Source organism: Duncaniella muricolitica, from assembly GCF_910574735.1.
In the GTDB taxonomy this organism is placed as follows: Bacteria; Bacteroidota; Bacteroidia; order Bacteroidales; family Muribaculaceae; genus Duncaniella; species Duncaniella muricolitica.
In genome coordinates this window covers 27,501-52,909 of record NZ_CAJTCF010000021.1, presented here as the reverse complement: position 1 = coordinate 52,909, position 25,409 = coordinate 27,501, and the positions used below count along the sequence as shown (strand labels likewise).

General features: G+C 53.6%; 16 protein-coding genes, 1 tRNA gene and 2 rRNA genes (1 of these 19 only partly in view). 11 read left to right on the top strand and 8 right to left on the bottom strand.

Going from position 1 to position 25,409, the window contains the following annotated elements; translation table 11 throughout:
* Positions 1 to 127: 127 nt before the first annotated feature.
* Entirely contained in the window at positions 128 to 880 is a 753-nt protein-coding gene (locus QGT73_RS06430) for a nitroreductase family protein (RefSeq protein WP_280121873.1), read from the bottom strand.
* A gap of 189 nt (positions 881 to 1,069) precedes the next feature.
* Here QGT73_RS06430 and carA point away from each other — a divergent pair, with 189 nt between their 5' ends.
* From carA to QGT73_RS06405, 5 genes are all read left to right on the top strand, one after another.
* Entirely contained in the window at positions 1,070 to 2,140 is a 1,071-nt protein-coding gene (gene carA, locus QGT73_RS06425) for a glutamine-hydrolyzing carbamoyl-phosphate synthase small subunit (protein WP_280121872.1), read from the top strand.
* A gap of 27 nt (positions 2,141 to 2,167) precedes the next feature.
* Positions 2,168 to 5,392 carry a carbamoyl-phosphate synthase (glutamine-hydrolyzing) large subunit gene (gene carB, locus QGT73_RS06420; RefSeq protein ID WP_280121871.1) on the top strand — a complete coding sequence of 1,075 codons (3,225 nt, stop codon included), beginning with the start codon at positions 2,168 to 2,170 and terminating at the stop codon, positions 5,390 to 5,392.
* A 175-nt stretch (positions 5,393 to 5,567) separates the two neighbouring features.
* Positions 5,568 to 6,878, top strand: coding sequence for a phosphopyruvate hydratase (eno, locus tag QGT73_RS06415; RefSeq protein ID WP_280121870.1), 1,311 nt, complete (start codon positions 5,568 to 5,570; stop codon positions 6,876 to 6,878).
* Positions 6,879 to 7,034: 156 nt separating this feature from the next.
* A complete protein-coding gene (locus tag QGT73_RS06410; protein WP_280121869.1) occupies positions 7,035 to 9,491 on the top strand; it encodes a S9 family peptidase in 2,457 nt (818 codons plus the stop codon).
* 197 nt (positions 9,492 to 9,688) lie between these two features.
* Positions 9,689 to 10,909 (top strand): IS4 family transposase, encoded by a 1,221-nt coding sequence (locus QGT73_RS06405; protein WP_280121868.1) that lies wholly within the window; start codon positions 9,689 to 9,691, stop codon positions 10,907 to 10,909.
* 213 nt (positions 10,910 to 11,122) lie between these two features.
* On the opposite strand, the gene QGT73_RS06400 is transcribed toward QGT73_RS06405, so the two are convergent.
* The 7 genes from QGT73_RS06400 to QGT73_RS06370 form a co-directional block, all read right to left on the bottom strand.
* Complete coding sequence (locus QGT73_RS06400; RefSeq protein WP_280121867.1) at positions 11,123 to 11,992, bottom strand: nucleoside phosphorylase; 870 nt, start codon at positions 11,990 to 11,992, stop codon at positions 11,123 to 11,125.
* A gap of 114 nt (positions 11,993 to 12,106) precedes the next feature.
* Positions 12,107 to 13,225 carry a DNA-processing protein DprA gene (gene dprA / locus QGT73_RS06395; protein ID WP_280121866.1) on the bottom strand — a complete coding sequence of 373 codons (1,119 nt, stop codon included), beginning with the start codon at positions 13,223 to 13,225 and terminating at the stop codon, positions 12,107 to 12,109.
* A 127-nt stretch (positions 13,226 to 13,352) separates the two neighbouring features.
* Positions 13,353 to 13,763, bottom strand: a complete 411-nt coding sequence (locus QGT73_RS06390; protein WP_280121865.1) for an acyl-CoA thioesterase — start codon at positions 13,761 to 13,763, stop codon at positions 13,353 to 13,355.
* Positions 13,756 to 15,426 carry an AMP-binding protein gene (locus tag QGT73_RS06385; RefSeq protein WP_280121864.1) on the bottom strand — a complete coding sequence of 557 codons (1,671 nt, stop codon included), beginning with the start codon at positions 15,424 to 15,426 and terminating at the stop codon, positions 13,756 to 13,758. The genes QGT73_RS06390 and QGT73_RS06385 overlap by 8 nt, the downstream gene beginning before the upstream one ends.
* A 90-nt stretch (positions 15,427 to 15,516) precedes the next feature.
* Positions 15,517 to 17,148 (bottom strand): tetratricopeptide repeat protein, encoded by a 1,632-nt coding sequence (locus QGT73_RS06380; RefSeq protein WP_280121863.1) that lies wholly within the window; start codon positions 17,146 to 17,148, stop codon positions 15,517 to 15,519.
* A gap of 161 nt (positions 17,149 to 17,309) precedes the next feature.
* Positions 17,310 to 18,287: a PstS family phosphate ABC transporter substrate-binding protein gene (locus QGT73_RS06375; RefSeq protein ID WP_280121862.1), complete on the bottom strand. Its 978-nt coding sequence runs from the start codon at positions 18,285 to 18,287 to the stop codon at positions 17,310 to 17,312.
* Between the two features lie 8 nt (positions 18,288 to 18,295).
* Positions 18,296 to 18,571, bottom strand: coding sequence for a hypothetical protein (locus QGT73_RS06370; protein WP_123617792.1), 276 nt, complete (start codon positions 18,569 to 18,571; stop codon positions 18,296 to 18,298).
* Between the two features lie 271 nt (positions 18,572 to 18,842).
* Here QGT73_RS06370 and QGT73_RS06365 point away from each other — a divergent pair, with 271 nt between their 5' ends.
* The 6 genes from QGT73_RS06365 to QGT73_RS06340 all read left to right on the top strand — a co-directional run.
* Positions 18,843 to 20,129, top strand: coding sequence for a replication-associated recombination protein A (locus QGT73_RS06365; protein ID WP_280121861.1), 1,287 nt, complete (start codon positions 18,843 to 18,845; stop codon positions 20,127 to 20,129).
* 96 nt (positions 20,130 to 20,225) lie between these two features.
* Positions 20,226 to 21,293: a 3-phosphoserine/phosphohydroxythreonine transaminase gene (serC, locus tag QGT73_RS06360; RefSeq protein ID WP_280121860.1), complete on the top strand. Its 1,068-nt coding sequence runs from the start codon at positions 20,226 to 20,228 to the stop codon at positions 21,291 to 21,293.
* A gap of 1 nt (position 21,294) precedes the next feature.
* Positions 21,295 to 22,215, top strand: coding sequence for an NAD(P)-dependent oxidoreductase (locus tag QGT73_RS06355; RefSeq protein WP_280121859.1), 921 nt, complete (start codon positions 21,295 to 21,297; stop codon positions 22,213 to 22,215).
* Positions 22,216 to 22,987: 772 nt separating this feature from the next.
* Positions 22,988 to 24,518, top strand: a 16S ribosomal RNA gene (locus tag QGT73_RS06350).
* A gap of 163 nt (positions 24,519 to 24,681) precedes the next feature.
* A tRNA-Ala gene (locus QGT73_RS06345) sits at positions 24,682 to 24,755 on the top strand.
* Positions 24,756 to 24,952: 197 nt separating this feature from the next.
* A 23S ribosomal RNA gene (locus tag QGT73_RS06340) occupies positions 24,953 to 25,409 on the top strand (it continues 2,431 nt past the right edge of the window).
* Together the 16S and 23S rRNA genes with 1 tRNA gene alongside form the textbook arrangement of a ribosomal RNA operon.

The following is a 25,409-nucleotide window of genomic DNA, read 5'->3' as shown; positions in this document are numbered from 1 at the left end:
TTTATGGATCTGCATTCAATCGTCGAGACAACCAAGAAGCACGGCAACTCGCCCTACAACGCAATCCTCGCCCTTTTCTAAACGGCGACTACATCGGCGCGTCCGCTGAATAGTTACTGCGGGAGTGTTATCGCTTAGGGTCGAAACCGCGGCGTTGCAGGGCCCGGAGCATGCCGTAGTTCATGGCTTCACGATAGTAGCCTATGATGTGCGAGCCCCAGTCGTTGTCGGTCTTGTCGCCGGCACGGGTGCGGTTATACTCCTTTACGGTCTCGTTATATTCCATGAGGTCGGCGGTCATTTCGGGGTCGTCCTGGGGGTAGTGGTTGTGAAAGACCACCAGTTCGCGAGGCTGTTTGGGCTTGAGGTCGGGCATTTCGCGCGGCACACCTATTGAGAGTCCACACACGACGAAGGTCTTTTTGGGTAGTCCGAGCAGGGTGGACACGGCTTCGGGAGCTACGGTGCGCGCGTAACCGATGGGGCAGCATCCGAGCCCGAGCGATTCGGCCATCGTCACCGCGCTCATCATAGCGAGTGATGCGTCGACGATGCCAACGGCGAGACCGTCGACGGTGTTGTTGAAGTCGGGCATGTCCTCGCCGAGAGCTTCGGCCAGAAGGCTTATCTTGTGGTAGTCGACGAGAAACAGGAGGAAGTGGCTGCATGTCTTGACCTGTTTCTGCCCGATGAGGGCATAGAGTTTCAGTTTCATCTCGGGGTCGGTGACGTCTATGACCGAGAATTGCTGTCCGTTGTAGCTTGTGGGCGTGTTGCGTATGGCCTCGAAAATGAGGCGCATGTCATCGGGACTCACTTGTTCGCGTTCGTAGCGGCGTATGCTGCGCCGCTCGAGGAGGGATTCTTTGACGCTCTTCATGATGTGTAGGATTGCAAAGTTTGGGAGGATGATTGCACAATTGTATTACTTTTCAACATCCGTCGGATATGAAAAGTTTTATGAAAAGTTTTAAACATCATGTCAATAAAATAGCTGAAAAGAGGTGAAAGCCGCAAAAAACTTAGTAACTTTGTAGCCCGAAAAAGTAACATAATACTCAATACCCTAATGAGACAGTCCAAGCGCGCCCACCTCATACTCGAGGACGGCACTACTTTTGAAGGGAAGTCATTTGGCCACGAAGCGTCAACGGCCGGTGAAGTGGTGTTCAATACCGCAATGACAGGCTATCCTGAAAGCCTGACCGACCCCTCCTATGAGGGTCAGATATTAGTGACAACCTACCCGATATTGGGTAATTACGGAGTGCCTCCTCACAGGGAGAAGAATGACGTAAGCGAGTATTACGAGAGCGACCATATACATTGCCGTGCTATAGTGGCGCAGGACTATTCGTTTGCCCATTCCCACTGGCAGGCCGACCGTTCTCTGGCCCAGTGGCTCGAGGAGGAGAAGATACCCGGCGTGTATGGCATCGACACCCGCGCGCTGACCAAGCATCTGCGCGAGCATGGCTCGATGCTCGGCAAGATTGTGGTCGAAGGAGCAGAAGATTGTGATTTCTATGACCCTAACAAGGAGAATCTTGTAGGGAAAGTGTCGTGCAAGGAAGTGGAGGTGCACGGCGAGGGTGACAAGACCGTGGTGCTTGTGGACTGTGGTGTGAAGCATAATATCATACGCTGTCTGACCCGCCGCGGCGTCAAGGTGGTGCGTGTGCCCTGGGATTATGATTTCACTACCATACCTTACGACGGCCTGTTCATATCCAACGGACCCGGCAATCCCGATATGGCCGGCAAGACGGTCGAGAACATACGCAAGGCCATGGAGAACGGTAAGCCTATCTGCGGCATATGCATGGGCAACCAGCTTCTTGCCAAGGCGGCCGGCGCAAAGACCTATAAACTCAAGTATGGCCACCGCAGTCACAATCAGCCGGTGCGCCGTGTGGGCACCGAGCAGTGTTTCATCACTTCGCAGAATCACGGTTTTGCCGTTGACAACGCCACGCTTCCGGCCGACTGGGAGCCGCTGTTTGTCAACATGAACGACGGCACCAACGAGGGCATACGCCACAAGTCGAAGCCTTACTTCTCGGCCCAGTTCCATCCCGAGGCAAGCTCGGGACCCAAGGACACCGAGTTTCTGTTTGACGAATTTATCAACATGCTTTAGTCACCCCTCCTATATATAATAAGGTATATGCGTAACGAGAATATAAAGAAAGTGCTCCTGCTGGGGAGCGGTGCGTTGAAAATCGGTGAGGCCGGAGAGTTTGACTACTCAGGCTCGCAGGCTCTTAAAGCGATGAAGGAGGAGGGTATCACTACGGTGCTCATCAACCCCAATATCGCGACGGTGCAGACATCCGAGGGTTTTGCCGACAAGATATATTTCCTTCCCGTGACCCCTTATTTTGTGGAGAAGGTCATAAAGAAGGAGCAGCCCGACGGCATCCTGCTTGCCTTTGGCGGACAGACGGCTCTCAACTGTGGCGTGGAGCTGTATCGCGCCGGTATTCTTGAGAAATATAATGTAGAGGTGCTCGGCACTCCCGTCCAGGCAATCATGGACACCGAGGACCGCGAGCTGTTTGTGCACAAGCTCGACGAAATCGACGTGAAGACCATCAAGAGCGAGGCGGTCAATTCGGTGACCGACGCCATCGCTGCGGCTTCGGCCCTCGGCTATCCCGTAATCGTGCGTGCGGCCTACGCGCTGGGCGGTCTCGGCTCGGGATTCTGCGACAACGAGGAGGAGCTTGTGTCACTTGTGGAGAAGGCTCTGGCGTTTTCGCCTCAGGTGCTCGTGGAGAAATCGCTCAAGGGCTGGAAGGAGGTCGAGTATGAAGTGGTGCGCGACCGTTTTGACAACTGTGTCACAGTCTGCAACATGGAGAACTTTGACCCGCTCGGCATCCATACGGGTGAGTCGATAGTGGTGGCTCCGTCGCAGACCCTCTCCAATGAGGATTATCACTGGCTGCGCAAACTTGCCATCAAAATCATACGCCACATCGGCATTGTGGGCGAATGTAACGTGCAGTATGCCTTCGACCCTGAGTCGATGGACTATCGCGTCATCGAGGTCAACGCCCGTCTGAGCCGCTCGTCGGCTCTCGCCTCCAAGGCTACCGGCTATCCGCTCGCTTTCGTGGCAGCCAAGCTCGGTCTGGGTTACGGACTGTTTGACCTCAAAAACTCGGTGACCAAGGAGACGTCGGCTTTCTTTGAACCGGCCCTCGACTATATAGTGTGCAAGATACCGCGCTGGGACCTCGGAAAATTTCACGGCGTGCGCCGCGAGATAGGCTCGTCGATGAAGTCGGTGGGCGAGGTGATGGCTATCGGCCGCACCTTTGAGGAGGCTATTCAGAAGGGTCTGCGCATGATAGGGCAGGGTATGCATGGATTTGTGGGCAACAACCAGCGTGACCTTCCCGAACTGGAGCACGCTCTGAAGGAGCCGACCGACAAGCGCATACTCGCCATCGCCCAGGCGATGTTCAAGGGCTACACGGTGGAGCGCATACATGAACTCACGAAGATTGACCGATGGTTTCTTTACCGTCTGCAAAATATTATCGACACCGCCGCCGAGCTTCACGGCTATGACACGCTCGAGTCGCTGCCCGAGCCGCTTTTGCGTCAGGCCAAGGAGCAGGGTTTCAGCGACTTCCAGATAGCCCGCGAGATATTCAAGGGCGATATGGAGAATGCCGAGGAGGCCAATCTGCGCGTGCGTGCCCTGCGCAAGAGCCTGGGTGTGGTGCCTGTGGTCAAGCAGATCGACACGCTCGGCGCGGAGTATCCTGCCCAGACCAATTATCTCTATCTCACTTATAACGGCCGTGAGAATGACGTGAACTATCTCCACGACCACCGCTCTATCGTGGTGCTCGGCTCGGGTGCCTACCGCATCGGTTCGTCGGTGGAGTTTGACTGGTGTTCGGTCAACGCGCTTCTCACCGTCAAGCGCGAGGGCTGGCGTTCGGTGATGATCAACTACAATCCCGAGACCGTCTCGACCGACTATGACATCTGTGACCGTCTCTACTTTGACGAGCTCACCTTTGAGCGTGTCATGGACATCCTCGACCTCGAGCAGCCTCACGGCACTATACTTTCGGTGGGCGGCCAGATACCCAACAACCTTGCGACCCGTCTCGACGGACAGGGTGTGAACATACTCGGCACCTCGGCCCGCTGTATCGACAATGCCGAGGACCGCAACAAGTTCTCGGCCATGCTCGACCGTCTCGGCATCGACCAGCCCCGCTGGCGCGAGCTTACGAGCATGGATGACATCAATGAGTTTATCGCCGAGGTTGGATTCCCGGTGCTTGTGCGTCCGAGCTACGTGCTGTCGGGTGCGGCCATGAATGTGTGCTACAATCAGGAGCAGCTCACACGCTTCCTGCGTCTGGCGGCCAATGTGTCCAAGCAGCACCCCGTGGTGGTGTCGCAGTTTATCTCCGGAGCCAAAGAGATCGAGATGGACGCCGTTGCCGACAAGGGTGAGATTGTGGCTTATGCCATATCGGAGCATATCGAGTATGCCGGCGTGCATTCGGGCGACGCCACCATCCAGTTCCCGCCCCAGAAACTCTATGTCGAGACCATGCGTCGCATCCGCAAGATTTCGCGCCAGATAGCCGACGCGCTCGAGATTTCAGGTCCGTTCAACATACAGTTTCTGGCCAAGAACAACGATATCAAGGTCATAGAGTGTAACCTCAGAGCCTCGCGCTCGTTCCCCTTTGTGTCAAAGGTGCTGAAAATCAACTTTATCGACCTTGCCACACGCGTCATGCTCGGACTCGATGTCGAGAAGCCTCATAAAAATGCCTTTGACCTCGACTATGTGGGCATCAAGGCTTCGCAGTTCAGCTTCTCGCGTCTGCAGGGAGCCGACCCTGTGCTCGGCGTCGACATGGCATCGACCGGCGAGGTGGGCTGTATAGGCAACGACTCGTCCGAGGCACTCATCAAGGCCATGATTTCGGTGGGCAACCGTGTCCCCTCCAAGGCAGTGCTCATGTCGACCGGTACGCCCAAGCAGAAGGCCGACCTTCTTGACGCCGCTCATGAGCTGGCCAACCGCGGATATACCATCTATGCCACCGGCGGCACACATGCCTATCTCAATGACAACGGTATCCCCGCCATACGTGTTTACTGGCCTTCGCAGTCCGACATGCAGCCCCAGGCCATCGAGCTGCTGCACGACCATAAGGTGGACATGGTGGTCAACATCCCTAAAAACTTTACCGACACCGAGCTTAGCAACGGCTACAAGATACGCCGCGCGGCCATTGACCTTAACATCCCTCTGCTCACCAATGCCCGCCTGGCCTCGGCTTATATCGACGCTTTCACGACCCATCCGCTCGATGAGATTGAAATCAAGAGCTGGGACGAGTACTAATTATCAATTATCAATTAGTAATTAGCAATTAGTAATTTGGGACGAGGGTGTAAAAACTTCAAAAAATAATTACTAATTGCTAATTACTAATTGCTAATTAATGAAAGAATTTGTACATTTGCATCGCATTTTCTGAATTGCAATAGGTTAAAACAATTTTTTATATATCCTAATTATGAAGATTGAAAAAATTATCGGTCGTGAGGTTCTTGACTCACGTGGCAATCCTACCGTAGAGGTAGACGTAATCCTCGAATCCGGCGCACGTGGCCGCGCATCTGTACCCTCTGGTGCATCTACCGGCGTAAACGAAGCTCTCGAGCTCCGCGACGGTGACAAGGCTCGCTACATGGGCAAGGGCGTGCAGAAGGCTGTGGCCAACGTAAACGGCCCCATCGCCGAAGCCCTCAAGGGTATGAGCGCACTCGACCAGATCAAGATTGACGAGACCATGCTGGCTCTCGACGGCACTGACACCAAGAGCAATCTCGGTGCCAACGCTATCCTCGGTGTATCGCTCGCCGTAGCCAAGGCTGCTGCCGACTATCTCGATCTCCCCCTCTACAAATATATCGGCGGATGCAACACTTACTGCCTCCCCGTGCCTATGATGAACATCATCAACGGCGGCGCACACTCTGACGCTCCCATCTGCTTCCAGGAGTTCATGATCCGTCCCATCGGCGCATGCTGCTTCAAGGAAGGTATCCGCATGGGTACAGAGGTGTTCCACAACCTCAAGAAAGTGCTCCACGAGCGCGGTCTCTCTACCGCAGTAGGTGACGAGGGCGGTTTCGCTCCCGCACTCGACGGCACCGAGGACGCTCTCAACGTAATCATCAAGGCTATCGAGCTCGCAGGCTACGTGCCCGGCAAGGACGTGACCATCGGTCTCGACTGCGCTGCTTCGGAGTTTGCCAAGGAGCAGGCCGACGGCTCATTCATCTATGACTACACCTGGAAGCAGGGTGCCGACGCTCCCAAGCTCAGCAGTGCTGACCAGGCCAAGTATCTCCAGGAGCTCGTAGAGAAGTATCCTATCGACTCTATCGAGGACGGTATGGGCGAAAACGACTGGGCCGGCTGGAAGGTGCTCACCGACCTTATCGGCAACCGTTGCCAGCTCGTTGGCGACGACCTGTTCGTGACCAACGTCAAGTATCTCCAGCGTGGTATCGAGGAATGCTGCGCCAACTCGATCCTCGTTAAGGTTAACCAGATCGGTTCGCTCACCGAGACCCTCCGCGCCGTTGAGCTCGCTCAGCGTAACGGCTACACCGCTGTCATCTCTCACCGTTCGGGCGAGACCGAGGACGCTACTATCGCCGACATCGCTGTTGCTACCAACGCCGGCCAGATCAAGACCGGTTCGGCAAGCCGTTCCGACCGTATGGCCAAGTACAACCAGCTCCTCCGCATCCAGGAAGAGCTCGGTAAGGACGCTGCCTATGGTTACGGCAAGCGCACCAAGATGCCCCAGGCCTAATCTTTGCCTCGAAGCATAACTTTGATATACAATATGCAGGGATTCCCTATTGAGGGTGTCCCTGCTTTTTTTGTGTACGATAGTGTTTCGGCCGTCAGAAATTCTTGTTATCTTTGCCTCACAAGTAACTACATATACCATTACACTGATACAATCATGAAATTGCGTACATTTCCCACCCTCCTCGCGCTTGGCGTCAGTGCCGTGTGTGCGGCCGAGACCATCGACGTCACGACGTTCAGCTATGCAGGTCCCTATGCTGTCACATCGCCCTATATGATGGACAGTGTCGACATGTCGGCCCGGAAGTATGAGGTCAGGTCAAAACTGTCCACTCCCGTCTCGCTTGACCTTGCGGCGCGCGGCCGTCAGTTTACCGACTCGGTGCTTCCCGCCACCAAGGGCGATGCTCTCCATCTGCTGTCGTTCACGCTCGACAACTCCCATTACGCTTCAGCCCGTCTCAAGGTGACAGGCATCCGCAACTATGAGATGTATGTCGACGGCAAGAAATATTCGGGCAATGAGCTCAAGCTCACTCCGCGCACTCGCGAAGTGGTGCTGAAGTGCCTCTCCGACAGTTCGGCCTCCGACACGCTCAAAGTAGCCGTCGAGACCTCGTCTCCACAGTATTTCACCGTCAACCCCTCGGGCGGACGCCGTTATTGTACCCGCGACATCTTTACCGGCCGGTTTATCGGTTCGGTGTCGGTATCGCCGCGCGGCAGATATATGTATACGGGCTATTATCATGTCGAGGCTGACGGCAAGAACAGCGGATGGGAATATGTGCTCACAGACCTTTCAAGCGGTCGCGAATTTATGCGCGGCAATCGGTCGATGTCGTGGATGCCACGCAGCGAGCAGCTCTATTACACACGTGAACGTGGCGGCAAGACGCAGCTCGTTACGGTCGATCCGGCTACAGGCGCGGAGAAAGTGATGGCAGCCGGATTGCCCACACGTCAGTTTACGATAGCTCCGACTGAGGATTTCATTGTCTATTCCAATAAAATCAACGGGCCCAAGGAAAAGAACGACGGGCTCTATCAGATAATCACGCCCGAAGACCGTCAGCCCGGATGGCGCGACCGTGGACAGTTGATGAAGTATGACTTTGCCACCGGCCTCTCGGTGCCACTCACGTTCGGTCATAAACAGACATGGCTATCGGGCATATCCGACGATGGTGACAAAGTGTTGTTTCAGGTGTCGGAAGACAATCTCGGCAAACGTCCGTCATCGCTCGTGTCGATGTATCTGCTCTCGCTTTCCGACATGAGTGTCGACACAGTGTGCAGCCGCGAGCCTTTTCTGGGTACCGCCATGCTGTCGCCCGACGCGACCAAAGTGGCAGTGATAGGTTCGCCCGAGGCTTTTGAAGGTGTGGGCCGCAATCTGCCCGACGATATGGTGCCGAGCATGGTCGACAATCAGTTGTTTCTTATTGATGTCGCCACACGCAAGGCCACTCCGCTTACCCGCGACTTTGATCCGTCGCTCGACCGCATGAGATGGAGCCGAGCCGACGGGTGTATATACTTCTCGGCCGAGCATCGCGACAGCAAACCGCTCTATCGTGTGAACCCCTCCACCGGCAAGGTAGAGTCGCTTGGCGTGAATGAATATTATGTCAAGGGCTACGGCATAGCGTCCGACGCTCCGGTTCTTGCCTATTATGGCCAGGGAGCCGACAATGCCGCGCGTCTTTACACACTCGACACGCGTAAACTCCGCTCCACGCTGCGTGACGACCTTGCTCCTGAGCGTACCGAAGGGGTGAACATCGTCCCGACCCACGACTGGACATTCAAGGGAAGCCGCGGCGACACCATCTATGCCTACTACAATCTTCCGCCGGATTTTGACCCGGAGAAGAAATATCCGGTCATAGTATATTACTACGGCGGATGCAGCCCTGTCGGCCGTTTTCTTGACACCACCTACAATCCCCACCTTTTTGCTTCTCACGGATTCATCTCGCTCGTCATCAACCCCAGCGGGGCCACGGGCTTCGGCCAGGAGTTTTCGTCGCGTCATGTTGCCACGGCCGGCGAGGGGGTGGCCCAGGATATAATCGACGGTGTGAAACAGTTCTGTGCCCAACATCCCTATGCCGATGCCGCTAAGGTGGGATGTTGCGGTGCCTCCTATGGAGGTTTTATGACACAGTATCTCCAGACGGTCACCGATATATTTGCTGCTGCCGTGTCGCATGCGGGCATAAGCGACCACACCAGCTATTGGGGTGAAGGTTATTGGGGCTATTCTTACAGCGAAGTGAGCATGGCCAATAAATATCCGTGGTCTGACCGTGAGCTCTATGTGGCCCGCAGTCCTCTTTACAATGCCGACAAAGTCAACACGCCGCTGCTCTTCCTCCACGGTGATGCCGACACCAACGTACCGGTCGGAGAGAGCATACAGATGTTTACAGCTCTCAAATTGCTCGGAAAGGAGACCGCGATGGTTGCTGTCAAGGGGCAGGATCATCATATTCTCGACTTTGACAAGCGTGAAAAGTGGCTTGACACTATGCTTGCGTGGTTTACCAAATATCTTCAGGATGATCCGTCATGGTGGGACGACATGTATCCTCAGAAACAATTATAGAATAAAGTCAGGATAGAAATGCATGATTATCGCGACGCGCTTTTATATAAAATTATTACTGTCCGCTAAACTTTTTTTGAGCGATTGAAAAATTAGGGCTGATTCTTGCTAAGGCAAGCGACAAAAGTCGATTACCATTTGCAGGAGTCAGCCCTAATTAGTTATTTTTGGTGTCGTCAAACAAACCATGAATAACCATGAGCAAAAGTAGTAATTTCTTCGGACAGCCGATATATGGGCAGTTGATAAAATCGCTCGACCGCGAAAAAATTGTTGAAATCAGCCGAAAACACGGCGGAGAGAAGTATATAAAGAGTTTTGACGGCTTCACTCACCTGTTGACGATGCTCTATGCCGTGATACAGCGGTTCGACTCATTGCGTGAGATAGAGACCGCCATGACGGCGGAGGTACGTAAACTGCATCATGTCGGAATTAAAACTGTTCCCAGGCGCAGCACTCTGTCTGACGCAAATGCCAGACGCCCGGAGAGCTTCTTTGAAGAGGTATACCGCTATCTGTATGATGTCAATAAAGGAATCCTTTCATCGGACAGCCGACGCAATGGCACGGAAGAATGGATAAAACAGCTTCGCATCATTGATTCCACGACCATTTCGCTTTTTTCCAATGCCATTTTCAAGGGTGTTGGCCGGCATNCCAAGACAGGAAAGAAGAAAGGTGGCCTCAAAGTGCACTCGGTCATCCATGCCAACGAAGGCGTTCCATGCGATGTCCGGTTTACCTCGGCGGCCACTAACGACTCTTTCATGCTCGCCCCAAGCCATTACAGCCACGACGAGATACTGGCTCTTGACCGTGCATATATCAACTACTCCAAATTCGAGGAACTTACAGACCGTGGCGTCATCTATGTCACAAAAATGAAGAAAAACCTCTGTTATGAGATTCTTGTCGACTGTATGCATCAGAATTCAAATGGTCTGATGGAGTATCGTGAGCAGATTGTAGTGTTCCGTAAAGACGGCATCAACCACATTGCCAGAATAATAACATACGTAGACATCAAGAAAGGCAAGAAGCCAAAACTCATCTCTCTGCTTACCAACGATTTTGACATGCCCTTGGAGACAATTGTGGCGATATACCGCCGTCGGTGGCAGATCGAGTCACTTTTCAAACAGATAAAACAGAACTTTCCACTGAGATACTTCTACGGCGAAAGCGCAAACGCCATCAAGATCCAGGTATGGGTCACACTTATAGCCAATCTGCTGCTTTCGGTCCTGCAAAACAAACTGACAAGACGCTGGAGCTTCTCGGGACTGGCGACAATGGTACGAATCGTGCTGATGTATTACCTAAATCTCGAAAAGTTCCTCAATCAACCCGACGCAGACCTGAAAATAATGCTCGCCGATGCATCTGAATCGCCGCCGGAAGAAACTGAAAACTGATAAGGGGGCTTGTCCTATACAAAAAGTTAGCCCAACTTCTATATTTCAAGAAGTTGGACTCGACTTTTTATGGTTTAGCGGACAGTAATAAAAATTTGACTTAAAATTGCTATTCAGCAAAGATAAGCAATATTTTACCCCCCCAATTTTTTAACGTGTATTAACTCGGGTTGGCAAAAATTAAGTGTTTATAACGCTGAGGCATACGGTATGTCATATGCGCTCGAGGACGGTGGCTATGAGGTCGCGTACGGCAGTCTTGTAGTTGGGATTGGCGTCGGAGTTCATGCGGTTGGCTATGATTGAGCATACGGTCATGGCGCGGTGGCCCATGAGGCGTCCGAGTCCCTGGAGCGGTGCCGACTCCATCTCATAGTTGGTGACTTTGCGTCCGTTGTGGCGAAACTCTTCGATAAGGCGGTTGAGGTCGGGGTTGGAGAGTGGCAGACGGAGCTCACGGCCCTGAGGTCCGTAGAATCCTACGGCCGAGATGGTGTTGCCACGCACCATGTCGTCACGTCCTATCTGCTCGACCAGTTCGGCGTCGGCGTCCACTACGTAAGGTTTGGCCCAGAGGGGATTCCAGCCGACGGCTTCGCAGAAGGCATGCTCAAAGTCAAGGTCGGCCACTTCGTTACGTCCGGCGTAATAGTTGAGCACGCCGTCAAATCCGATGGACTTCTCGGCTATGACGGGAGTGCCGAGTTTAAGCTCGGGTTGAAGCGCGCCTGAGGTGCCGATGCGCACGAGTGTGAGCTGTCGGTGATGGCTGCGTACCTCGCGGGTGGCGAAGTCGATGTTGGCCAGCGCGTCGAGCTCGTTGATGACGATGTCGATGTTGTCGGGGCCGATACCATGTGACAGACACATGATGGGTTTGCCCTGATATGTGCCGCCGATGGTGTGAAATTCGCGCGACTGGACTTCAAAGTCAGTAGTGTCAAAGAATGATGCCACCATGTTGACACGTGCGGGGTCGCCTACGAGTATCACACGGTCGGTGAGCTGTGACGGCAGCAGGTGGAGGTGAAATACAGTGCCGTCGGGATTGATGATTAATTCTGAGGGAGGAATTACTTTCATATGACCTATGTTTAATTTGTAATTAGCAATTAACAATTAGCAATTAGTAATTAGTAATTAGTAATTAGTAGTTAATGGCCTGGTACATAATTACCAATTGCTAATTAATAATCACTAATTGATTAGGCGTATTTGGTATCGGCCGCCGGGGAGGGCGGTGATGAGTGAGCGAAACTCCATGTCGATGAGCATGCCCATGAGACGCGGAGTGGAGACGTTGACCGAGGCAATGAGTTCGCTCATAGTGGCGTCGCCGCGTCGGGTAATGGTGTCGATGATAGCCTGCTCGTCGTCGGAGAGCTGCGCAGGGGTGTCGAAGAGTGACGGTTGCTCCCCTTCGGAGGCTTTGACCGGCCATCGCATCGACGAGATGACATCGTCGGCCGAATTGACGAGACTTGCGATACACGAGGAGATGAGACTGTTGCATCCGCGTGAGTAGCGGTCGGTGGTGCGCCCGGGCAATGCGAAGACGTCGCGCGAGTAGGCTGCTGCAAGGCGTGCCGTGACGAGCGAGCCGCCGTGTGTATCGGATTCAACTACAACGAGGCAGTCGCTCAGCCCGGCCACAATGCGGTTGCGGGCAAGAAAATTGCCCTTGTGTATGTTGTCGCACGAGCGATAGTCGGTGAGCAGCATGCCGTTGTTGCGCACCATGCGTGCGGCTATGTCGCGGTGAGAGGCGGGATAGATGGTGTTGAGACCATGGGCGAGCACCCCTATGGTCGGGAGTCCGGCGGCAAGGGCCGCTCTGTGAGCTGCGACATCGATGCCATAGGCGAGTCCGCTGACTATCACGACCGGGTCGGCGCATTTGTCGGCAAGACCGTTGACGAGGTCTTCGACAAATGCTGCGCCATAGGCTGTGGAGTGGCGTGTCCCGACGATTGACACGAAGCGTGAGGCGTTGAGGTCGCAGTCGCCGAGCGTGTAGATCATGAGCGGGGCATCCTCACATTCCCTGAGCCGACGGGGATAGTCGGGGTCGGTGAAATAGATGGGGCGTATGTTGTTGCGCGAGATGAATGTCACTTCATCGGCTGCGTCGGCAAGGGCTTTGTCGCGCACTGCACGGTCGAGAAGACGGTTGCGAAATCCGAGTATGGCCGAGAGCTGGTCGGAGGTCAGCTCAAAAAACTCCTGCTCCGAGCCTAATCGCGCGAGTATAGCCTCGGCGAGTGCCGGGGTGAGCGACCGGAGTGAGGCAAAGGCTATGCGGTAGGCCAGTGACATGCTCTTATGGTTAAAGGGGTAAGGAGTTAAATGAGTTGATTTTTTGAGTGAAAGGGTGGGGGGGAGAGGGCTGTCGGTGTCAGGAGTCTATTCTTTTAACTTTATAACCTTTATAGACTCTTTAAAACTAAAGGTAATCGGTAAAGGCCCTGGCGAGGATGTCGCCGCGTGACAAGCGGCCGTTTTCGAGACACACTATGGTGACGGTGGCGCGGACCACGGGGTCGCCGGTGACGGAGTGATAGATGTCTTGCTCAAAGATGAAGCGTGCTCCGTCGCGACGCATGCGCAGACATGAAATCATGGTGTCGCCCATGGTGAGCGAGGTGAGATATTCAATCTCGATTTTTCTTACCACCGGGTCGAGGCCCTGCTCCTGCATGGCGCGGAACGATGTCCCGGCCTCTTCGCAGAAGTCATGACGCGTGATTTCGAGATAGTGCAGATAGTTGGCGTTGTTGACTATGCCCTGAGAGTCGGTCTCATAGTCGCGCACGCGTATCGGGAGCGAATATTGATAGTCGTCGGGATTATGCATTGTAGAGATAACGCTTGATGGAGCGTTTGGGTGTCTTTTCAAATTCGTTGGCAATCAATTGTATTTTATCGACGCGTTCGTAGGGTGCTACGGCGTTGTTGAGGTCTTTGCGCACCTGTTCCATGATGTCGGGGAGCTTTTCGTGCGATACTCCGTCGCGGTCCATCGACTCATAGTCGGGATAGACAAGGGCCACCAGATGCTTGCCGCGCTCCACGATGAGGCTTTCGGCCACATAGGGCATGTTGTTGAGCTTGGCCTCTATCTCCTCGGGATAGATGTTTTGTCCGTTGGCACTCAGTATCATTGTCTTGTAGCGGCCGCGGATAAATATTGTTTTGTCGTGCGATATGGTGCCCATGTCGCCTGTATGTAGCCACCCCTCGGCGTCGATTACAGCCTCGGTGGCCTCGGGATTTTTGTAATATCCGGTCATTACATTCTGTCCGCGCACACATATCTCGCCGGGCACGTTGGCGGGGTCGGGACTGTCGGCTATGCGCGACTCCATGATGCTGGGCAGTGTGCGGCCCGATGAGCCGGGGATAAATTTGCGCCACGGAGTGTAGCTTATGAGCGGGCCACACTCGGTCATGCCGTAGCCTACGGTGAAGGGAAATCCGATGCGGTGGAGAAATTGTTCGACCTCGTGATTGAGCGGTGCGCCACCGACGATCACTTCCTCAAACTCTCCGCCGAAGGCTTCGACGAGCTGGTTGCGTATCTTGCGATATATCATCTTGTTGACTCCGGGTATGCGGAGCATGTTGCGCACGGTGCCTTTCTCAAGCAGCGGACGGAGCTTGTTGCGGTAGATTTTCTCGAGAATCAGGGGCACGCATATGATGAGGTTGGGCCTCACCTGTGCAAAGGCTTTGAGGAGAAGTTTGGGTGTCGGGAGTTTACCCAGCAGGGTGATATGTGTGCCGGCCGCGAGGGGCACGAGCATGTCGAATGCACATCCGTAGGCATGGGCCAGCGGCAGAAACGACACATTGCGCGAGCCGCGGAAGTGGAGGCGCGATTCAAGGCCGAAACGCACGTTGCCCCCGAGGTTGCCGAGAGTGAGCATCACGCCTTTGGAGAAGCCTGTGGTGCCTGAGGTGTAGTTGATTTCGGCCACCGCGCTCTCGTCGATGTCGGGATATTCGACATCGGCACTCGTGAATCCGTGGGGATAGGTGCGGCGCATGCGTTCGGGGAGTCTGGCGATGAATTTTTCGGCTGCATGGTTGTTGGCCGGATGTTCGGCAAGCACCTTGCGGCTGTCAAGCGAAAACACAGCTTTGACGGCCGGCAGTTTCTCAAACTCCATGTTGTCGAAAATCGTCTCGTTGGTAAACAGCATCACGCTCCCGGAGTGGTTGATGATGTGCATGGCGTCCTGAACGTTGAAATCCTGGAGCACTGGCACTATCACGGCTCCGTAGGTGAGTGTGGCCATGTAGGTCTCGACCCACGAGATGGAGTTGCGTCCCATTAGTGCTATTTTATCGCCGGCTTTGATGCCGCAGTGGCGAAAAAGCATGTGGGTCGAGGCGATGCGTCGCGAGAGGTCGGCATAGGTCATTGTGGCCCCTGAGCCGAAGTCGGTCAGTGCCGGCAGCTCCCAGTTCTGGCGGAAGCTGGATGCGTATATCTGGAGGAGATTTTCGGTGTGCATATGCAGGAGGGTAGTGGGGTGGATAGAGACAGGGGCCGGGCGTCGGCCCGGCCCCTGGGGTTTTCCTTATTTCAAGCGGGTGAGTCGCTCTTATTTGTCAAGTTTCTTGAGCACTTCCTGTACGGGCTCGTTGTTGGGATCGATTTCAAGCACCTTGCCGAAGAAGAGTTTGGCCTGCTCGTTGTCGCCCAGGCCCATGTAGTATGAACCCATGCGCATGTAGGCGGTCTTGTAGGCCTCGGCATACTTGTTGATGTTTGCGGGATCTTCGTCGTAGGCGGCGAGCATCTTCTGATAGGTTTCGATAAGCTCGGGCGAAGTGTTGGCACCGTCACGCACCATGATGAGGGTAGCGCGGTTGCGGTAGAGGGGACCCTTGTTGGCTGCATGCTCGAGAGCCATGTCGATATACTTGATGCCGTTGTTGGCAGCCTCGGCACGCTCGGGTGAGCCTTCGGGAAGTGTCAGACCGAGGTTTTTGTAGCGGTTGGAGAGGATGAAGTAGTCGTTGAGAGTGGCGTCGCCGGCATTGACATACTTCTGCATGTATTCTACCGACTTGGCGTCGTTCTCAAGTTTGTTGTACATCTCGGAGATGTCGGCGAGGATGGCCTTGTTTTTCTCGGGGTTGAGATTGTAGCCGGCGAGATAAGCCTCTACGGCCTCTTCGGGACGGTTGAGGTTGGCGAGTACTTCACCATGGGTGGTGTAGTCGTTGGCTGTGAACTTGCCGTCCTTGTGGGCGAAGAGTTTCTGGGCTGCTGTCTCGGCTGCGTCCCAGTTCTTGAGGGCGGCGTTGTTGAGCATCACCATACGCTGCATGTAGAGGTTGTCGGGGTCCTTGGCGAGAACCTGCTCGGCTACCTGGAGTGATTCGGGATACTTCTTGCCGAAGAAGAGGAGACCCGAATAACGCTGCTCGTCGCCCTGGAAGTGGTTGGGGTTATTCATGTACTTGCCATACTGCTCGGCGGCGCGGGTGAGCTGGTTGTTGTCATAATATTTTTCGGCGAGCTCGCTCTGGGCAAGTGCTGAATTGGGGAGTTTCTCGTTCAGCTCTACGAGCTTGCCGATACAGAATTCCGAGTTGACCTTGTTGTAGAGGTTGGAGTACTTCACGTAAGCCTCGGGGTTTACGTCGCCGTTCTCCTCCTCATAGATGATAGCCTGCTCGTAATATCCGGCTGCGAGACCCTTGTCCTCGTCTTTGGCGAGGTCACCCTGGAGCACATAGATCTGCGGCTCTTTGTTTTTGGATTTCTTGAGACCTTCGGCGATGTATTTGTTGATTTCCTTGGTGTAGGCCACGGGATCGACGTTGGCATATGCGCGGGCTACGGCAGCAAGAAGTGCAGCGTCTTTCTTGTCGGTGTTGAGAGCCTGCTTGAAGAGTTTTTCGGCCTCCGACTTGTTTCCGCCCTTGAGAGCGATTTCACCGAGACCTACATAGTTGTAGCCATATTCGGGATTGGCCGAGATGCCGTTGTTGAAGTTGGTCTGGGCACCCTGGGTGTTGCCGTCGCGCAGGTCGAGCGAACCGAGATAGAAGTATGACACGGCCTTGTTGGTCGACGGGTCGTTGAGGGTTTTCTCAAGTATGATTTTAGCTTTTTCTAAGCGGTCGGCGTTGTAATAGTCGACACCATCCTGATAGCCGCCTTGGGCGAGCGCGGTGAGCGCGAATCCTCCTATGCAGAGGGAGAACAATGTGCGTAATTTCATCACTGTTGGTTTACTATATTTATTGTTTTGTATATTTATTGTTGCTTTTTGGTCATTAATATGACTAACGTCCGACATTGTGGATTATTGCATGGCCGATGTCATAAGTTATATATAATAATGTTATATATAATTAAGGTGTATTGCCTGACTGTGCCGGTTTATTCCACCTGCACCATGCGCGGACGCACTGTGGCGGGCAGGATGCCTGTCATCTGTATTATCTTTTGTCCCTGAAATCCGGTGACAAAACTGTAGAAGCGGTGGCTGACTGTACCGCCCGGCGATGTGCTCACCATGTAGACCGAGCGGTAGAGCGGATAGGAGCCGTCGAAGATGTAGGCCTGATAGGGCTTATAGGCGGTCACTTCGTTGTTGCCGCGTATTTTTAGAACTTTCACGTCGGTGTTGAACTCAAGGGCGGTCGTGTCGCTCTTCTCTACGGCCTGAGCCAGCTCTTCGACCGATTTCTGACGGCCTGAGAGGTCGCTCGACACCCAGCTTACGCCGATGATGCCGATGGCGTTTTTATTGGAGGCGACAGCCTTGAACACGTCGGGGTTGGATTTGACTGCCGAGACGTGTGCGCCAAACTGACGTCCGTTCATCACCGAGTCGCGCATGTATTTTACGGTCGACGAGCCCTGATGGTCAAAGATTACGTCGATTTCACCGAGCTTGCACGGCTCCACCTGATCCCAGCGGGTGACGTCGCCCGAGAGTATTTCGGCGATATCCTTTTTGGAAAGTATCTCTACCGGGTTAGCGGGGTTTACAATGAGGGCGAGGGCGTCGACGGCTATCTTCTGCTGATGCACCACTTTCTTGTGCGAGCGCAGATAGCTGACCTCCTCGTCGGTGAGCGGACGGGTGATTACGGCACCCTTCACCGAGCCCATGGCCATGATGGAGTCGACGGCCTGGTTCTCGGGCACGTAGTAGGCGAGGACATCTTCCTTGGGGTAGATGTATTCATATACGTTTATTTCCTGCTCCATTATGTATTCAAACGACTCGTCGCAGGCAATCTTGGCCATTGTAGGCTGCTTGGGCTCTTTCTTGCCTCCGCACGATGTTACGGCCATGGCGGCCACGCATGCGGCGGCGATATAGAGGCTGTGGCGTAAGGGTGTAAGCATATTGCAGATCAGTGTTTGAATGATGTGGGATCGGATGTGTCGTCATCGTCGGGCTCGTTGCCGTAACCGGGGTCGATGCCGGCAAACTGGCGGTAGGCTCTCCACACACCATAAGCTATGAACAGCACGCCTCCTACCCAGCGTACCCATGTCCAGGTGGGAAAGAGGATGTTGAAGTATCCGCATAAAAAGAGTATACCCACGGCAAGGTATATGGCTATCATTATGATGCCAAACACGTTACGCATGGCTTTGGGGGTTCCTGTGTTACGTTGTGCGCTCATTGTGACAATAGTTTAAAACGTTAGTATAAATTGGCCGCAACCTTGTCGGTCTCGGCCGGGTAATAAACTAACAACGAGGGCAAGAGGAATGTTTTGATTTCGAGTCGGCTTTTTGCCTCCATTGTTTCTTTTTTCTTTTGCGGTAAAATTAATGAAAAAATCTTAACACATAAACAATTCTTTATTTAATTAATGTCCTTTAACACTACTGCGTCGCGCTTTTGTGGCGTTAATTTTTGCTGAGTGTCAAAGTTTGGATTAATTTTGTGTTATGACAACTACTATACCGTTGGCCGAGCGTATGCGTCCGCGTTCGCTCGACGATTATATAGGACAGACCCATCTTGTGGGGCCCGGCGGAGTGATGCGTGGCATGATAGAGTCGGGCAAGGTGGCTTCGTTTATACTCTGGGGCCCTCCCGGAGTGGGCAAGACTACACTCGCACGCATCATTGCCAATACGGTCAATGCGCCCTTCTACACGCTTTCGGCCGTCAATTCGGGTGTCAAGGATGTGAGGGATGTCATCGAGAAGTGTGCCCGCGATGCCGGAAGCATGTTTACGCAGGGACGTCCCATACTGTTTATCGACGAGATACACCGTTTTAGCAAAAATCAGCAGGATTCGCTGCTCGGAGCGGTGGAAAACGGCACGGTGACACTTATCGGTGCCACGACCGAAAACCCATCGTTTGAGGTCATACGTCCTCTGCTTTCCCGCGCTCAGGTCTACACTCTCAGACCCCTCGAGCGAGACGAATTGCAGGCTCTGCTCGACAGCGCGCTTGAGCGCGACAGTGTGTTGCGCGGTCACGGGGTGGAGGTCAGGCAGACCACCGCGCTGTTTCGCTTTGCCGGCGGTGATGCGCGCAAGCTGCTCAATATCCTCGACCTGCTCGAACAGTCAACCCCTCCGGGCGAACCGCTGGTGATCGACGACGCTGTGGTGACCAACCGCTTGCAGGAAAATCCTGCGGTCTATGACAAGGGGGGCGAGATGCATTATGACATTATATCGGCTTTCATCAAGAGCATCCGCGGCAGCGATCCCGATGCTGCGGTCTACTGGCTTGCGAGGATGATAGCCGGCGGGGAAGAGCCGGAGTTTATAGCCCGCCGTCTGCTCATACTCGCAAGCGAGGACATCGGACTGGCCAATCCCAATGCCCTGTTGCTGGCCAACGCCACGTTTGACGCCGTCCACAAGATCGGGTGGCCCGAGGGGCGCATCCCTCTTGCTCAGTGTACCGTCTATCTGGCCACGTCGCCCAAAAGCAATTCGGCCTACATGGCCATCAACAAGGCTCTCGAACTGGTCGACGAGACCGGCAATCTGCCCGTGCCGCTGCATCTGCGCAATGCGCCCACTTCACTGATGAAGGATATGGGTTATGGTCGTGACTATAAGTATGCCCACAATTATCCGGGCAACTTTGTGGTCCAGCAGTTTATGCCCGATGAGCTGGGCCATAGGGAGTTATGGACCCCGTGTGACAACCCTGCCGAGATGCGTTCGGCCGCGCTGCAAAACGAGCGATGGTGTAAAAATAGCGATTAAAGAAATTTTTCATTATTTCGTATTGTTTTTAAATAAAATTGTCTAAATTTGCAGCCGTACACTTCGTGTGCAAGTTCTTACCCAACATTACCCGATATGAAGAAACATAACTTCTACGCCGGGCCGTCTATCTTGAGTGAATACACCATCAAGCATACGGCCGATGCAGTGAACAATTTTGCTGAGACGGGGCTTTCGCTCCTGGAAGTTTCACACCGCTCTAAGGAGTTCGTAGCCGTGATGGACGAGGCTCAGGCTCTCGTTAAGGAGCTTCTTGATGTGCCCGAAGGTTATCATGTGCTCTATCTTGGCGGCGGTGCCAGTCTGCAGTTCTGCATGGCTCCGATGAACCTGCTGCGCACCAAAGCCGGCTATCTCGACACCGGCACATGGGCTGCCAATGCCATAAAGGAGGCACGTCTGTTTGGCGACGTTGAGGTGCTCGCTTCATCCAAGGAGGCCAACTATAACTTCTATCCCCGCGGATATGAGGTGCCCGCTGATCTCGACTATTTCCACATTACCACCAATAATACTATATACGGTACCGAGCTTCGCGAAGATCCCACCGTGTCAGTGCCCCTCGTGGCCGACATGTCGAGCGATATCTTCTCGCGTCCTGTCGATGTATCGAAGTATGACCTTATCTATGCCGGCGCGCAGAAAAATCTCGGTCCCGCCGGTGCGACTCTCGTTATCGTCAAGGAGGACGCACTCGGTAAGGTTGACCGCGTGATTCCCACCATGCTTGATTATCGCACCCACATCAAGAAGGGCTCGATGTTCAATACTCCTCCCGTGCTTCCCGTCTTCTCTTCGCTCATGACTCTCCGTTATTATAAGGAGATGGGTGGCGTGAAGGCTATGGAGAAGATTGATCTCGAGAAGGCCGGTCTGCTCTATGATGCTATCGACAGCAGCAAGATGTTTGTCGGCACAGCAGCCGAAGACTCTCGCTCCATCATGAATGTCACTTTTGTCATGACTCCCGAATACAAGGAGCTTGAAAAGGACTTCGTTGACTTCTGTGCAGCCCGCGGTATCGTAGGTATTAAGGGCCACCGTTCGGTGGGTGGATTCCGCGCGTCTCTCTACAACGCCCTTCCCATCGAGAGCGTGAAGGTGCTCGTGGAGGCTATGAACGATTTCGAGAAACAGCATTGATATGAAAGTACTCATAGCTACCGAAAAGCCGTTTGCCGCCGTTGCGGTCGACGGTATGCGTGAAGTCATCGAGGGGGCCGGTGCCGAACTAGTGCTTCTGGAGAAATATACCGATAAGGCTGACCTTTTGGCTGCCGTGGCCGATGTCGATGCTCTCATCATTCGTTCCGACAAGGTTGATGCCGAAGTGCTTGATGCAGCCCGTAATCTTAAAATAGTTGTGCGTGCCGGTGCCGGTTATGACAATATCGACCTTGTTGCTGCCACTGCCCATGGCGTAAGCGCACAGAATACTCCCGGTCAGAACTCCAACGCTGTAGCCGAACTCGTGTTTGGTCTCGCTGTAATGATGTGTCGCAACATGTATAACGGCACTTCCGGCTCAGAACTCAAGGATAAGACTCTTGGCATCCAGGCCTTCGGGCAGGTTGGCCGTAATGTGGCCCGCATAGCCCGCGGCTTCGAGATGAGTGTCTCGGCTCTCGATCCTTTCTGCCCCGATGCGGTAATGGAAGAGGCCGGAGTGACCCCCGTGCATAGCGTGGAGCAGCTCTATCGTGAAAATAAAGTGGTGTCGATTCATATTCCCGCCACTCCCGAGACCCGAGGCTCCATCGGTTACGACCTTATAGCATCTATGCCCAAAGGTGGTCTGCTTATCAATACCGCACGCAAAGAGGTTATTGACGAAGAGGGTCTGATACGTGCTCTTGATGCCCGTCCCGATCTCAAATATGCTGCCGACGTGGCTCCTGAGCGTGCTGCCGAAATCAAAGAGCGTTTTGGCGACCGCGTGTTCTTTACACCCAAGAAAATGGGTGCGCAGACTTCCGAGGCCAATATCAATGCCGGTATTGCTGCCGCCCGTCAGGTTATAGCCTTCCTCACCACAGGCGAAGACCGCTTCCGCGTAAACAAATAGTCTTCCCGGCTGTCGGCAAGATTATATATTCCCCGCAGATAACGCATAACCAATAGTGAATTAATCGGAGTGTGAATCATTCATGCTCCGATTAATTTTTGTTAATGGCATTTGGGGTTATATACTCATGCGCCTCGTTGCAAAGAGTGCTTCCTCGGTAGCGGAGAAAATTGTAGATGGGCATGCAAATATTATTCCAAGAAAAATGGCAGAAAAAGCGTGTGCAGGAGCGTTTGGTATATTAAATTGATACTCAAATATATGTAAAATATTGTCAAAAACGAGTCTTAAAATAAGTGTTAAATAAGTGTTAAAATAGGTATGAAAATTTGGAGGATAAATGAAAAGTGTCTACCTTTGCACTCGCTTTTGAGAAGCACCCCTCACAGCGGTGAGGCGGTTAAAAAGGAATAACGCTGGCAAGTATCTCAAAGTTGAGATGGAAATGTTAAAACGATGTTAAAAATTCGTTAAAGATTTGCAGGAATGAAAAATTGTTCATAACTTTGCAAAAACATTTCGCAAGAGTTTTTCCGAATACCTCGGAAGCGCGGAAAGAGCACATTGAAAGAATTACAATAGACAAGATAGAAAGTAGTACAAGAGTCATTATTAATAATAGGTAATGATGTTCTCAAGTCAATTCTGAATATCCATATAGATTCAGCGTCCACAGGGCCGCAAAGGACAGACCGCCGAGCGAAAGCAACAACAAATGAAACTTTTGTTTGTCGCATTTTGATTTTTGAAAGAAAAGAAAAATAGATAAACAACAACGGAGAGTTTGATCCTGGCTCAGGATGAACGCTAGCGACAGGCTTAACACATGCAAGTCGAGGGGCAGCGGGGTAGTGCTTGCACTACTGCCGGCGACCGGCGCACGGGTGAGTAACACGTATGGAACCTGCCCGCAGCAGGGGGATAAGCGGAAGAAATTCCGTCTAATACCGCGTAACAACGTTGGGAGGCATCTCCCGATGTTTAAAGATTTATCGGCTGCGGATGGCCATGCGGCGCATTAGCTAGTCGGCGGGGTAACGGCCCACCGAGGCGACGATGCGTAGGGGTTCTGAGAGGAAGGTCCCCCACACTGGTACTGAGACACGGACCAGACTCCTACGGGAGGCAGCAGTGAGGAATATTGGTCAATGGCCGAGAGGCTGAACCAGCCAAGTCGCGTGAGGGATGACGGCCCTACGGGTTGTAAACCTCTTTTGTCGGGGAGCAAAGGGAGTCACGTGTGACTCATTGAGAGTACCCGAAGAAAAAGCATCGGCTAACTCCGTGCCAGCAGCCGCGGTAATACGGAGGATGCGAGCGTTATCCGGATTTATTGGGTTTAAAGGGTGCGCAGGCGGAGGTGCAAGTCAGCGGTCAAATTGCGGGGCTCAACCCCGTACTGCCGTTGAAACTGCATCCCTTGAGTGCGCGAGAAGTATGCGGAATGCGTGGTGTAGCGGTGAAATGCATAGATATCACGCAGAACTCCGATTGCGAAGGCAGCATACCGGCGCGCAACTGACGCTCATGCACGAAAGCGTGGGTATCGAACAGGATTAGATACCCTGGTAGTCCACGCAGTAAACGATGAACACTAACTGTTCGGCCAGAATGATGGCTGAGTGGTACAGCGAAAGCGTTAAGTGTTCCACCTGGGGAGTACGCCGGCAACGGTGAAACTCAAAGGAATTGACGGGGGCCCGCACAAGCGGAGGAACATGTGGTTTAATTCGATGATACGCGAGGAACCTTACCCGGGCTCAAACGACACAGGAATACTTTTGAAAGGAGGTAGCCCTACGGGGTCTGTGTCGAGGTGCTGCATGGTTGTCGTCAGCTCGTGCCGTGAGGTGTCGGCTTAAGTGCCATAACGAGCGCAACCCCTATCGCCAGTTGCCATCAAGTAAAGTTGGGGACTCTGGCGAGACTGCCGGCGCAAGCTGTGAGGAAGGCGGGGATGACGTCAAATCAGCACGGCCCTTACGTCCGGGGCGACACACGTGTTACAATGGCAGGTACAGAGAGAAGCCAGGTGGCGACACCGAGCGGAACTCGAAAGCCTGTCTCAGTTCGGATCGGAGTCTGCAACCCGACTCCGTGAAGCTGGATTCGCTAGTAATCGCGCATCAGCCATGGCGCGGTGAATACGTTCCCGGGCCTTGTACACACCGCCCGTCAAGCCATGGAAGCCGGGAGTGCCTGAAGTATGCAACCGCAAGGAGCGTCCTAAGGTAAAACCGGTGACTGGGGCTAAGTCGTAACAAGGTAGCCGTACCGGAAGGTGCGGCTGGAACACCTCCTTTCTGGAGCCGACGGAAGTCGCCGCGCGACAAGCGCGGAAGAACGGCCACGGACACTGAAGGAAATTCAGACACGGCAGGAGAATATGACTCGCACAGAGTCCTCTTGACTGCTTTCTCGACGTCTATTGCCTTACAACGTATGCGCTGTGGCGTCATACGGTGAGGGGGATTAGCTCAGCTGGCTAGAGCACCTGCTTTGCAAGCAGGGGGTCAACGGTTCGAATCCGTTATTCTCCACACATTAAGAGAGGACATTGACATACTGGGAAGCGAGCGTGATTCTACAGAAGTAAGAATCGCGTGAAGCAAATCAAACACAACGAGTAACAATCATAAAAAACGAATCACTGAGGCTCGAGGCCGTCGAAGCGCAAGCTAAGGCGGACGAAAAGTCAGGTATGTGACACCGATTGTAACCAAGTAAAAAGGTCATAAAGAAAGGAGAGAAGGGCACATGAAGGATGCCTTGGCTCTCGGAGGCGACGAAGGACGTGATAAGCTGCGAAAAGCTGCGGGTAGGAGCAAATATCCTGTGATCCGCAGATGTCCGAATGGGGCAACCCGACACGGGCGACCGTGCCACCCTCCCAAAGGAGGGAGCTAACCCGGGGAACTGAAACATCTCAGTACCCGGAGGAAAAGAAAGTAAACCAACGATTGCGCAAGTAGTGGCGAGCGAACGCGCAAGAGCCCAAACCGGCGGTGTTTCGGCACCGACCGGGGTTGTAGGACCGTCAACAAATGGATGAGATGAAGTTAGCCGAATCCTCTGGAAAGAGGAGCCGCAGCGGGTGACAGCCCCGTAGGCGAAAACGGACGCTTGACAGAGACGGCACCTGAGTAAGCCGGGACACGAGAAATCCTGGCCGAATCCGCGGGGACCATCCCGTA

What these genes read in the sequence shown, in the direction of transcription:
- QGT73_RS06390 (WP_280121865.1), bottom strand. Translation starts at nt 13,763, where the DNA reads ATGCATAATCCCGACGACTATCAATATTCGCTCCCGATACGCGTGCGC.
- QGT73_RS06385 (WP_280121864.1), bottom strand. Translation starts at nt 15,426, where the DNA reads ATGCACACCGAAAATCTCCTCCAGATATACGCATCCAGCTTCCGCCAG.
- QGT73_RS06370 (WP_123617792.1), bottom strand. Translation starts at nt 18,571, where the DNA reads ATGAGCGCACAACGTAACACAGGAACCCCCAAAGCCATGCGTAACGTG.
- dprA (WP_280121866.1), bottom strand. Translation starts at nt 13,225, where the DNA reads ATGTCACTGGCCTACCGCATAGCCTTTGCCTCACTCCGGTCGCTCACC.
- QGT73_RS06410 (WP_280121869.1), top strand. Translation starts at nt 7,035, where the DNA reads ATGAAATTGCGTACATTTCCCACCCTCCTCGCGCTTGGCGTCAGTGCC.
- QGT73_RS06380 (WP_280121863.1), bottom strand. Translation starts at nt 17,148, where the DNA reads ATGAAATTACGCACATTGTTCTCCCTCTGCATAGGAGGATTCGCGCTC.
- QGT73_RS06430 (WP_280121873.1), bottom strand. Translation starts at nt 880, where the DNA reads ATGAAGAGCGTCAAAGAATCCCTCCTCGAGCGGCGCAGCATACGCCGC.
- serC (WP_280121860.1), top strand. Translation starts at nt 20,226, where the DNA reads ATGAAGAAACATAACTTCTACGCCGGGCCGTCTATCTTGAGTGAATAC.
- QGT73_RS06400 (WP_280121867.1), bottom strand. Translation starts at nt 11,992, where the DNA reads ATGAAAGTAATTCCTCCCTCAGAATTAATCATCAATCCCGACGGCACT.
- carA (WP_280121872.1), top strand. Translation starts at nt 1,070, where the DNA reads ATGAGACAGTCCAAGCGCGCCCACCTCATACTCGAGGACGGCACTACT.
- QGT73_RS06365 (WP_280121861.1), top strand. Translation starts at nt 18,843, where the DNA reads ATGACAACTACTATACCGTTGGCCGAGCGTATGCGTCCGCGTTCGCTC.
- QGT73_RS06375 (WP_280121862.1), bottom strand. Translation starts at nt 18,287, where the DNA reads ATGCTTACACCCTTACGCCACAGCCTCTATATCGCCGCCGCATGCGTG.
- eno (WP_280121870.1), top strand. Translation starts at nt 5,568, where the DNA reads ATGAAGATTGAAAAAATTATCGGTCGTGAGGTTCTTGACTCACGTGGC.
- QGT73_RS06355 (WP_280121859.1), top strand. Translation starts at nt 21,295, where the DNA reads ATGAAAGTACTCATAGCTACCGAAAAGCCGTTTGCCGCCGTTGCGGTC.
- carB (WP_280121871.1), top strand. Translation starts at nt 2,168, where the DNA reads ATGCGTAACGAGAATATAAAGAAAGTGCTCCTGCTGGGGAGCGGTGCG.